Genomic DNA, 11,431 nt, shown 5'->3' on the forward strand with positions numbered 1-11,431 from the left:
AAAACCGCGCAAGACGACGTTTGTTGTTATGGGATCAGGCGGTCGATGCCCCTGTCCTTGGTCAGCAGAAAAAACGTACAAGTTCATTCAACTTCATGCAGCGTAGAAGTTTGACGCCAGTTTGTCGTCGCCCCCTGGGGATTTTTATGCGCTGCTTCACACTTGGCGCCAGGCGCCGCTCAGGCCTCCAGCACCGAACGCACCATGGCGCTCAGGTCTGCAGGCCCGTAGGGCTTGCTCAGCAGGTGGGTGTCGGGGCTGAGCTGGTGGTTGCGCGAAATCATGTCGCGGGTGTGCCCCGAGGTGAACAGCACCGCGATCGGCGGTGCCTGGGTCTTGGCCCAGGTGGCCAGGTCCGTGCTCTTGATCAGACCGGGCATCACCACGTCGGTGAAGATCAGATCGACCTTGAGCCCGTCCAGCAGCAGTTGCATGGCAGCGTCACCATTGCTCGCGGTGCGCACCCGGTAGCCCTCGTGTTCGAGCATTTCCACCGCGGCGCTGCGCACCTCGGCGTTGTCCTCCACCACCAGGATGCTTTCCTCGCCGCCGCCCGCCCGCTGACCCGGGCGCGGCGCCTGCTGCAGCGTAGGTTCGGCACTGCGGGCAAAGTACATCTGCACCCGGGTGCCCTGCCCCGGGCTGCTGAAGATCTCGATATGGCCACCGCTCTGCTTGACGAAACCGAACACCATGCTCAAGCCCAGGCCCGTGCCATGACCGTCGGCCTTGGTGGTGAAGAAGGGTTCGAAGGCCTGCTTGAGCACCTCGGCGGGCATGCCCGGGCCATCGTCAGCCACACTCAGGCACAGGTACTCGCCGGCAGCGATGCCCTTGCCGGCGCAGAAACGCGAATCCAGCACCTGGTTCTCGGCGCTGATGAGGATCCGCCCCTCGCCGCCCAGGGCATCCCGGGCATTGATCGCCAGGTTGAGCACGGCGTTTTCCAACTGGTTGCGATCCACATGGATGCACCAGGGCTCGGCGGGCAATTGCACATCGATGCAAATGGTTTCGCCCAGGGCCCGCTGCAGCAACTCTCCCAGGCCCTCGTATAGATGCCGCGGGTTGTAGCTGGCCGGTGACAGCGGCTGGCGCCGGGCAAAGGCCAGCAGTTGGTTCGACAGCTTGGCGCCGCGCTCCACCGCCGTCAGCGCGGCGGCTGTGCGCCGCTGCACATTGGCGTTGCCCGCTTCGTGGCGGGACAGCAGATGCAGGTTGCCGGCGATCACCTGCAGCAGGTTGTTGAAATCATGGGCCACGCCGCCGGTCAGGCCGCCAATGGCTTCGAGTTTCTGCACCTGGCGCAGTTGCTCCTCGGCGCTGAGCCGCGCGTTGACCTCCTCCAGCACCCGCTGCTCCAGGTTGCGGGTCAGTTGGCGCAGGGCTTCCTCGGCGATCTTGCGCTCCTGGATATCGATCAGCACCCCGGGGAAACGCAAGGCCTGGCCCGACTCGTCGAACTCGCAACGGCCACAGGCCAGCACCCAGGTGTAGCTGCCGTCCTCGCGGCGCACCCGGTATTCGGCGTTGTAGGGCCCGCCCTGGGTCACGCTGTACCGGGCCAGTTCCTTGATGCGCGGCAGGTCATCGGGGTGGATGCGGCTTTCGGTGATATCGATCGGCAGGTTGTCCAGGGGCTGGTCCGCCGGGTAGGAAAAGGTCCGGGCAAAACGCTCGTCGCAAGACAGCACGTCGGCCTGGACGTCCCAGACGAAGGAGCCCAGCAACGCCCCGGCATTCAGCGCCAGCTGCACGCGCTCGTTCTCCGCCCGGTAGGCGGCCTCCGCGGCCTGGCGGCGGCGCTCGGAAATCACATGGGCGGTGGTTTCCACGACAATGGCGATGACCCCGGCCGGAGCCTGGTCGTCCCCCGCCACCGGGCTGTAGTAGAGGTCCATCCAGACGTCTTCCGGCACCCCGTTGCGCAGCAGCACCAGTTCCTTGTTGTGATAGGACAGGGTGCCGCCGCTGAGGCAGGTGTTCACCACCCCGCGGTTGAACTCGGCAACCTCCGGCCAGCCCATCTCCACGGCGCAGCCCAGCAGGTAGGGATGGCGGCCGCCGGCGAACTCGGCATAGGCATCGTTGTAGATCATGTAGCCCAGGGGGCCCCAGAGCATCACCATCGGCAGCGGCGAGCCGAGCATCAGCTGCACTGTGCTGCACAGGCTGTGGCTCCAGTGCTGCAACGCCCCGAGGCTGGTGGCGGACCAGTCAAAGGCACGGATGCGCTCGGCCATCTCGCCCTTCCACCCCTGGCACCCGTGATGATCAGATAAGAACGGCATGAGCGGACTCTACGAAAAACGTGGCACAGCGTGGGTTTTCAAGAGGCAGCAACGCAGCCTCCAGAGCCTTTGAGCACGGTGCACGCGGATGGTTTCACCAGGGCCGGGATCGGCTTCGCCACTGGTAGGCCATGCCGCCGGGCAACGCCCTTCGCGCGACTGAAAAAACAGAATAGGCGATGGCCCGGGTTCCAGGCGGACGCCGACAGGCGCCGCCTGAAAAAGAGCGGATTGCCCGCTCCCTGCCCCTCAGTCGGTGCCGTATTTCGGCGAACGCGGACCGTACAGCAAGCCGGTGCGTTGCCCGGCCGACAGCAGGCGCTGGCTGGTGATGCCGGCAATCGGATGGCCGGCGTCGGTGCTGGTGTTGATGATCTGCTTCACCGCAGCGGTGATCAGCATGCCCACCAGGCCACCGTTGTTGCCGTTGTTGCCTTCCTCACTGGAGGCGCGGGCGCTGCCGGTCCACAACGTGGTGCCGGTCTTCAGGTCCACCAGGGTGGCGCTGGCGGTGACCACGGTGGCACTGCTGATCAGCATGTAGCTGGTGCCGTATTCCTTGACCGTGATGTACAGGCCGGCATCGGCGCCGAAGATCTCGTTGAGCTTGGCCGGCGCCAGGCCGTGGATGTCCGCCGGGTTGGTCAGGCCGTTGTGGCGGAAGGTTTCATCCACCACCGCGATCGGCATCACGTAGTAACCGGCTTCGGCCAGGGGAAAGGTCACCTGGGACAGCATGCTGTAGGTGGCCTTGATGTCCGGCGATTCATTGAGCGGCGGCAGCACCAGGATCGACTTCGGCCGGGCCTGCTTGTAGGCCGAGTAGTCCACGCTCCTGGGCGCGGCGCAGCCCACCAGCAGGCTCACGGCCAACAGGCCCAGCAGGTTGCGCAGGGTCATCAGGCTCATTGGGCGGCTCCCTTCTTGGCGTTCTTGAGCAGGAAGTCCATGTACGAGGCGGATTCGGGGAACAGCGCCTTCTCGGTATTGAACTGCTGCACCATCTGGTCATCCTTGCCCAGGCTCGCGTAGAGCATGCCCAGGTGGGCGTGGTAGCCCGGCGGCACGGCCTTGCCGGTGGACTTGATCTTCTGCAGGTCGCGCTCCAGGGCCTCGACCTGGGCCTCCCGGGCCTCCTCGCCCTTGAAGTACTCGTAGGTCTGGGCCTGGTAGGTTTCCCACTGGTACAGCGTCTTCGGCCCGCTGCAACCGGCCAGCAGCACACAGCCCAGCAAGGCGCCGGCCATCATTGGCCGCGCCATCATCGTCTTCGACATGCTTGCACTTCTCCCTGTCAGCTGTGTGATCAGCGGCCCGGTTTCCAGGCGCCGGCGTCGATGGCCTCGACCATGCGGTTGACCGCCTCGCGCATGGCCAGGTCGAGGACCTTGCCGTTGAGGGTCGAATCGTAGGCAGCGGTGCCGCCGAAGCCGATCACTTCACGGTTGGACAAGGCGTACTCGCCAGCGCCCTGGGTCGAATAGACCACTTCGGAGGTGCTGATGTTGACGATGTTCAACGCCACCTTGGCGTAGGCCACCTGGGTCTTGCCGCGGCCGAGGATGCCGAACAGCTGATGGTCGCCGGTTTCCTTGCGACCGAACTCGGTGACATCGCCGGTGACCACGAAGTCCGCGCCCTTGAGCTTCTGCGCCTGGCCCTTGATGGCCGCTTCCTGCTGGATCTCGCCCATGTTGTCGCGGTCCAGCACGCTGAAGCGGTTGGTCTGCTGCAGGTGGGTGATGAGGATGGTCTTGGCCTGGCCGCCGAGGCGGTCGACGCCATCGGAGAAGATTCCGCGCATGTAGCTGGAGCGGTTGTCGAACTTGCCCACGGCCATCGGCACCCGGGCTCCGGTCCATACCTGGCTGGCGCTCTGGACCTTCTCCACCGGCAAGGCCCGGGAGCTTTCCGTGGCGCAACCGCTCATGCCCGCCAGCACCGCCAGTGCTACAGCGGACAACATCAACTTCGAGATCACTCTCACTCTATGTTCCTTCTTGAGTATCCATTTGGGTGCACTGTCTAGATGCACTTGCGCCCTGCCGCACGTCTGCGGCCCCAGTCTGTGCAGGCTCGAAAGTCGTCGGCCGAGCGTTCTGAAACTTGATGCAGGGGGCATCATCGGCGGCGATTATGCCAAAGCGCCATCAGTGCGAAAAGGAATAAAAAACCTTGGCGTCATTCTGTAACCATTGCCACAGACTCGGGATAGCAAAGCGGCAGGCCACTGCCGATCCGCGTTTCGTGTAGCCGCTGCCGCAGGCTCGGGCCGCGGTCGGACGAACGGCTTGGGCGGCATTGCGACGCAGCAGACGCGGCGGTCTTGAGGACGCCGGGGTTCCGGCGGGAGACCGCCAAGCAAGGCCCTGCGGGCCTTTTCGCAGCATCGCCCGGGCTCGGCAGCGGCTACATCAGCGAAAGTCGCGGCTGCGTACGTGAATGCCATCCAGCAGCGGGCTCAGGTCACTCAGGCGCCCGGCAATCAGGTGGCGCACCTCGCCCTCGGTTTCCAGGGTGCCGTCGACCTTGAGCAACTGCGCACCCACCAGCACCCGGCGCTGGCGCTCGGCCAGGTCGCGCCAGACCACCACATTGACGTTGCCGAACTCGTCTTCCAGGGTCACGAAGGTCACCCCGCTGGCGGTGCCCGGCCGCTGGCGCCCGGTGACCAGCCCGGCCACGCTCACCGAACGCCCGTGCTCCACCGCCAGCAAGTCGCGCGAGCTGCGGCAGCGCCGGGCCGCAAGCTGCGGGCGCAGCAGCGCCAGGGGGTGCGGCCCGAGGGTGGTGCCCAGGCTGTGGTAATCCGCCTGCAGGTCTTCGCCGACACTGGGCCGGGGCAACGCTACCGGCGCTTCCTCCTGGCTCGGCAGGCCGGCGAACAGCCCCAGCTGTCTTTCCACCCCGGCCACTTCCCAGCGGGCCCGGTAGCGATCCCCGGCCAGCGCCTGCAAGGCGCCGGCATCGGCCAGCAATTCCTGGGCGCGGACATCCAGGCGGGCCCGCTCGCCCAGGTCGGCGATATCGACAAAGGCCCGTTGCCGGCGGGCACGTTCGATGCGCCGGGCATCGTCCTCGCGAAAGCCCTTGATCATCCGCAGCCCCAGGCGCAGGGCCGGCTGCCCGGGGGGGCCATTTACAGCGCGTGCAGGCTGGACAGGAATCGGCTCCAGGCTGCAGTCCCAGTCACTGGCGCCCACATCCACCGCAAGAACCTGCAAACCATGGCGCCGGGCGTCCTGGAGGATCTGGTCGGGGCTGTAGAAGCCCATGGGCCAGCTGTTGATCAGGGCACAGGCGAAGGCCGCAGGTTCGTGGCACTTGAGCCAGCAACTGGCGTAGGTCAGCAAAGCAAAGCTGGCGGCATGGGATTCGGGAAAGCCGTAGCTGCCAAAGCCCTTGATCTGCTCGAAGATCTGCGCCGCGAACTCGTCGCTGTAGCCGTTCTTGCGCATGCCTTTGCGCAGCCGTTCGCGGTGCGGTTCCAGGCCGCCGTGGCGCTTCCAGGCGGCCATGGAGCGGCGCAACTGGTCGGCCTCCCCCGGCGTGTAGTCGGCGGCGACAATGGCGATCTGCATCACCTGTTCCTGAAACAGCGGCACTCCCAGGGTGCGCTTGAGCACGCCCTCCAGCTCCGGAGACGGATAGGTTTCCGGCTCCTGGCGATTACGCCGGCGCAGGTAGGGATGGACCATGCCGCCCTGGAGCGGCCCGGGCCGGACGATGGCCACCTCGATCACCAGGTCGTAGAAGTTCTGCGGCTTGAGCCGGGGCAGCATCGACATCTGCGCCCGGGATTCGATCTGGAACACGCCGATGGTGTCGGCGCGGCCGATCATTTCGTAGGTGGCGGGGTCTTCAGGCGGAATGCTGGCGAGGCTGTAGCGCTGGCCGCGGTAGCCGTGGATCAGGTCGAAGCAACGGCGGATGGCGCTGAGCATGCCCAGGGCGAGGATATCCACCTTGAGCAGGCCGACCATGTCCAGGTCGTCCTTGTCCCACTGGATCACCGTACGCTCGGCCATCGTCGCGTTCTCCACCGGCACCAGGTGGTCCAGGGGCTGCTCGGAAATCACGAAACCGCCGGGGTGCTGGGACAGGTGCCGGGGAAAGCCGATCAACTGCCCGGTCAGGCTCAGGACCCGGCGCAGCACCGGGCTCTGGGGATCGAACCCGGCCTCCTGCAGGCGCTCGACGCTGGGCGGCGTGTCACTCCAGTGGCCGCAGCAGTCGGCCAGGGCATTGACCTGATCCGGCGGCAAGCCCAGGGCCTTGGCCACATCCCGCACCGCCCCGGCGCCGTGGTAGGTGCTGACCACCGCGGTCAGCGCCGCGCGGTGCCGGCCATAGCGCTGGAACACATACTGCAGCACCTCTTCGCGGCGCTCGTGCTCGAAGTCGACGTCGATGTCCGGCGGCTCGTTGCGTTCACGCGACAGGAAACGCTCGAACAGCAAGGTCGAGCGGTCCGGGTCGATCTCGGTGATGCCGAGGGCGAAACACACCACCGAGTTGGCCGCCGAGCCCCGGCCCTGGCAGAGGATGTGCTGGCGCCGGGCGAAGTCGACGATGTCGTGCACCGTGAGGAAATAACTCTCGTAGCCCAGGTCGCAGATCAGCGTGAGCTCCTTGTCGATCTGCTTCAGTACCTCGGCCCGGGCACCAGCGGGCCAGCGGCGCACGATGCCGCGCTGGGTCAGCACCCGCAGCCAGGAGCCAGCGTCGTGGCCCTCGGGCACCAGCTCCCGGGGGTATTGGTAGCGCAGTTGGCCGAGGTCGAAAGCGCAGCGCCCGGCGATGGCCAGCGACTCGCCGAGCAGGGCCTGGGGGTACAGGCCTTGCAGCACTTCGACGGGCCGCAGGTGGCGCTCGCCGTTGGCGAACAGGCGTTGCCCGGCCTCGGCCACCGGCAGGTGATGACGGATCGCGGTCATGGTGTCCTGCAGCGCCCGGCGCCCGCGCACGTGCATGTGCACATCGCCACAGGCCACGGCCGGCAGCCCCAGTTGCCGGGCCAGGGCCAGTTGCTGTTGCAGGTGCCGGGCATCGTCCTGGCCGCAATGCAGCTCCAGCGCCAGCCACAGGCGCTGGGGGAACACCTGCTGCAACCAGCGGCCCTGGACCAGCGGCTCGCCGGCGCCCGTCAGCCACAGGGCCAGCAGCCCCGGCAGCGGTGCGGCGAAGTCCTCGCGCAGCAGGCGATAGCTGCCCTTCTCGGCTCGGCGCCGGGCCCGGGTGATCAACCGGCACAGGCCCTGGTAACCCGCCAGGTCTTCCACCAGCAGCACCAGCCGCGGGCCGTCCTCGACCTGCATTTCACTGCCGACGATCAGCTTGAGGCCCGTATCGCGTGAGGCCTGCCAGGCCCGGACGATTCCCGCCAGGGTGCATTCGTCAGTGATCGCCAGGGCCTGGTAGCCCAGGGCCTTGGCACGCTGGAACAATTCGGCGGCACTGGAGGCGCCGCGCTGGAAGCTGAAGTTGGACAGGCAGTGCAGCTCGGCGTAGGCGCTCATGCGAACCAGCCCTGCAACAGTAGCGGCCCGGGCTCGCCCACCTGACGATAGGCCCAGCCTTGCTGGCCGGCGGCGGTTTCGATCAGGTAGTAGTCGCGGCGCACATCGGCACCGTCCCACCAGCCGGACTCGATCCGCTCCGGGCCCATGAGGATGCGCACCGAGCCCTCGCCCAGCACCTGGGGCTCGCTGAACAGCCAGCCGGGGCGGCGCAGCCCGGGGGTGGCCGGGCACGGGCGCGAATCGGTCTGCGCCTGCCAACTGCGCTCCGGGCGGTGATCGGCGCGATGCCCCAGGCCCTGCACCGCGTCATCCCCCAGGCGCGCCCGCAGGCGTTCGCGCAACTGCTCCCAGGGCAGGTTCTGCTGCGGGCGCTCGTCGAACAGCTCGCTGTGCTGGGGCACGAACAGCGGCAGGTCCTCGGCCACCAGCCGCAGGTTGCGCACCGGCGCCGGCACCTGGATCTGTTCCAGGCGCCCACGGGCCAGTTCGAACAGCATCGCCGGGTCGCGCTCGGCGCTGAGCAGCCCCACCGGAATCAGGGTGTCGGCGCCTTCGGCGTGCTCCAGGTGCAGGGCAAAGCGCTGCACGCCACTGTCGCGACCACAGAGAAAGGCCGCCAGGTCGGCGGTGAGCCGGCGCAGGGGAAACAGCAGCGCTTGATGGGACTGCACATCGAAATTCAGCTCGATGCGCAGGTCGAAGCGGTCCGGCGGCTGATAGAAGGCCAGCCCCAGCGGGCGCTCGCCGAGCAGGGTATCCAGGTGCTTGAGCAAGCTGCCGTCAAAACGCCGGGCCAGGCTGGGCCGGGGCAGCTCCCGCAGTTGCTGGAAGCTGCGCACCCCCATGCGCGACAGGGCCGTGGCCTGCTCCGGGGCCAGCCCCAGGCGCTCGATGGGCATGGCCCCCAGGGCCTGGGCCAGGGCCTCGCAGTCGGCCACCGCCAAGCCGTCATAGGCATTGGCCAGGGCTCGGGCCGCCGCCGGATTGGGCGCGGCGACGATCCGGTGGCGAAAGCCCAGGGCCTGCAATTCACGGCGCAGGCGCGCTTCCAACTGCGGCCAGGGGCCGAACAGGCCCAGGCTGGATTCGATCTCCAGCACCAGGGTGCGCGGGTAGGCGACGCTGACCTGGGAGCTGAAGCCATAGGCCCAGGCCGCAAGAAACTGCTGCCAGTGCTCGATCTGCCGGGGGTCGTATTCGGCGCTGGCAAAGGCCTTGGTCAGGGCCTGGGCGGCTGTCAGCGATTGCCCGGGGCGCAGGCCCAGTTCGCGAGCGGCGGCGTTCACCGCCTGGATCACCCGCCGCTGCGGGGTGCCGCTGAGCAGCGCCAGGGGCGCTTCGGGCTCGGCGCGCTGACGCAAGACTGCGTCCAGCGCCAATTGCGGGAACAGGATGCACACCCAACGCATGCCAACCTCAGTGCCCGGCGGGCCAGGCGATAGGCGCCGGATGGGCCAGCCCGCCCCGGCACTTGAGCACCCGCAACTGCCCGGGACGGCCTTGCACGGCAATTCGCAAGGCCGCCGGCGAGGGGTTGCGCGCCGTCTCCAGGGGGCGGTAGGCAAAGGCCAGGGTCTGGCCGCTTTCCGCCGCCACCTGCAGGCGCCGCAGGGCCCGATCGTCGGCTTGCTGCGGCCAGCACAGCACCGCGCCGCAACTGCCGGAACGCAGGCACTGCTCGGCGGCCCACAGGGCATCACGCTCCCCGGCCTGGATGATCGACAACTGGCGCACATCCACCCCGGCGTTCTGCCAGGCCTGGGGATAGGGCACGAACGGCGGCGCCACCAGCACGATGCGCTCCCCCGCCGCGCTCAGCCGCGCCAGGCTCGGCCACAGCAGTTGCAGCTCGCCCAGACCCTGGGCGGCAATGAGGATTTCGGTCAGTGCCGCTTCCGGCCAGCCGCCCGTGGGCAGCACCGCATCCAGGGCGGCATGGCCGGTGGGCTGCGGGCTGGCAGGCGCGGCGGCCGGGCGGCCTTTCCACACCCGCCCGGCATTGAACAGCGAATCCAGTGCGACCACGGCGCCCATCAGCCTTGCCTCACCAGACCGCAGAACACGCCTTCGATAAACAGTTCGTGGTCGGCCGTGACCTCGATCGGCTGGTAGGCCGGGTTGCGCGGCAACAGGCGAATGCCCTGCCCCTTGCGCTCGAAACGCTTGATGGTCACCTCACCGTCGAGGCGGGCGATCACGGTCTGGCCGTTGCGCGCCTCACTGCTGCGGCGCACTGCCACCAGATCACCGTCGAAGATGCCGTCGTCGATCATCGAATCGCCCTGGACCCGCAGCAGGTAATCCGGAGTGCGGGAGAACATCCCCGGGTCCAGCAGCAACTGGCCGTGTATGTCGGCATCGACGCCAATCGGCGCACCGGCGGCCACCCGCCCCAGCACCGGGATTTCCAGCAGCTCGGGGCGCCGTGGCTGGTTGAGCAGGCGAATGCCCCGGGCCTGATGCGGGTTGACCTCGATGAACCCGGCCTCGGTCAGCGCCAGCACATGCTTGCGCGCCACGCTGCGCGAGGCGAAACCGAACGCCTGGCTGATTTCAGCAAGGCTCGGGGGCTGGCCGTGATCGGCGATGCGCTCGCGGATAAAGGTCAGGATGGCAGTGCGGCGGGGAGATAAAGTCGTCATGGAGTACATTTGTACTCCTCTCGGATTTATCTGACAAGAACCGCCAATCAGTCCAGGCCACGGCTGGCCAGGAAGCCACTGACATAGTCGATGAATGCCTGCACCTTGGCGGTCGCTCGCCGGTGGCTGGGGTACACCGCGAGGATGTGCGGCCCGAAGCTGTCCGGGTCGATCGCGTAGTCGGCCATCACCCGCACCAGGCGCCCGTCGGTCAGGTACGGTGCGGCGCTCCATAGCGGCGTGTGCAACAGGCCGCGCCCGGCCAGGGCATTGGCCAGCAGCAGGTCGTAATTGTCACTGCGCAGGCGTGGTGCCTGGGGCTGAGGCAGGCTCAGGCGCTGGCCGTCGCGCTCGACCCACCAGAACTCCCGGCTGAGCAAGGGGTGGCGATACAACAGCCATTCATGTTCTTCGAGGGTCTGCGGGGTCACCGGCCGGCCCTTGCGCGCCAGGTAGGCCGGGCTGGCGCACAGGGCCAGGCGGTTGCTTCCGACCACCCGGGCAATCAGCCCCGGCAGGTCGTCATGGCCTTCGCGCAGGGCCAGGTCGTAGCCGCTTTCCAGCAGGTTGACGAACTCATCGCACAGGTCCACTTGCAGATTGATCTGCGGGTACTGCTCAAGAAAACCACCACACACCTGATCCAGGAATGCCTGGCCGTAGGCCAGCGGCGCGGTGACCTTGAGGTTGCCGCGCAGACCGTGCTGCAGCTGCTCCACCTCCTCGCCCACCTCTTCCAGCCGCTGCAGCACCTGGCGCGCGGTCTCCAGGTAGAGCCGGCCGATTTCGGTGAGCACGATGCGCCGGGTACTGCGCTCGAACAAGCGCGAACCCAGCTCGGCCTCCAGGTGGTTGACCGCCTTGGTCAGGGCCGAGGGGGTCTTGCCCAACTGCTCCGCCGCCCGGCTGAAACTGCCCAGCTGGGCGGTGACCACGAACATCTTCAAGGCATTCAACTTGTCCATGGTTTTTCCAC

9 protein-coding genes are annotated in these 11,431 nt (G+C 67.4%); all 9 read right to left on the minus strand.

The genetic code is table 11. The features are described 5' to 3' along the window. Positions 1–179: 179 nt before the first annotated feature. Positions 180–2,291: a hybrid sensor histidine kinase/response regulator gene (locus PFLCHA0_RS18630; protein WP_041752358.1), complete on the minus strand. Its 2,112-nt coding sequence runs from the start codon at positions 2,289–2,291 to the stop codon at positions 180–182. Between the two features lie 249 nt (positions 2,292–2,540). Further along, positions 2,541–3,191, minus strand: coding sequence for a DUF799 domain-containing protein (locus PFLCHA0_RS18635; RefSeq protein WP_169893267.1), 651 nt, complete (start codon positions 3,189–3,191; stop codon positions 2,541–2,543). A gap of 5 nt (positions 3,192–3,196) precedes the next feature. Further along, on the minus strand, positions 3,197–3,568 hold the full coding sequence (locus PFLCHA0_RS18640; RefSeq protein WP_011061970.1) for a DUF4810 domain-containing protein: 372 nt from the start codon (positions 3,566–3,568) through the stop codon (positions 3,197–3,199). A 29-nt stretch (positions 3,569–3,597) separates the two neighbouring features. Further along, on the minus strand, positions 3,598–4,257 hold the full coding sequence (locus PFLCHA0_RS18645; protein ID WP_015636114.1) for a CsgG/HfaB family protein: 660 nt from the start codon (positions 4,255–4,257) through the stop codon (positions 3,598–3,600). A gap of 448 nt (positions 4,258–4,705) precedes the next feature. Beyond that, positions 4,706–7,810 (minus strand): error-prone DNA polymerase, encoded by a 3,105-nt coding sequence (locus PFLCHA0_RS18650; RefSeq protein WP_015636115.1) that lies wholly within the window; start codon positions 7,808–7,810, stop codon positions 4,706–4,708. Beyond that, on the minus strand, positions 7,807–9,222 hold the full coding sequence (locus tag PFLCHA0_RS18655; protein ID WP_041752360.1) for a Y-family DNA polymerase: 1,416 nt from the start codon (positions 9,220–9,222) through the stop codon (positions 7,807–7,809). Before PFLCHA0_RS18655 ends, PFLCHA0_RS18650 begins: the two co-directional genes overlap by 4 nt. Positions 9,223–9,229: 7 nt before the next feature. After that, positions 9,230–9,847: a translesion DNA synthesis-associated protein ImuA gene (gene imuA / locus PFLCHA0_RS18660; RefSeq protein WP_011061974.1), complete on the minus strand. Its 618-nt coding sequence runs from the start codon at positions 9,845–9,847 to the stop codon at positions 9,230–9,232. Continuing rightward, positions 9,847–10,464 (minus strand): transcriptional repressor LexA, encoded by a 618-nt coding sequence (gene lexA, locus PFLCHA0_RS18665; RefSeq protein ID WP_015636117.1) that lies wholly within the window; start codon positions 10,462–10,464, stop codon positions 9,847–9,849. The genes imuA and lexA overlap by 1 nt, the downstream gene beginning before the upstream one ends. Positions 10,465–10,502: 38 nt before the next feature. Continuing rightward, positions 10,503–11,420, minus strand: coding sequence for a LysR family transcriptional regulator (locus tag PFLCHA0_RS18670; protein ID WP_015636118.1), 918 nt, complete (start codon positions 11,418–11,420; stop codon positions 10,503–10,505). Positions 11,421–11,431: the final 11 nt, after the last annotated feature.

Origin of the sequence: Pseudomonas protegens CHA0 (assembly GCF_000397205.1) — a bacterium.
GTDB lineage: Bacteria > Pseudomonadota > Gammaproteobacteria > Pseudomonadales > Pseudomonadaceae > Aquipseudomonas > Aquipseudomonas protegens.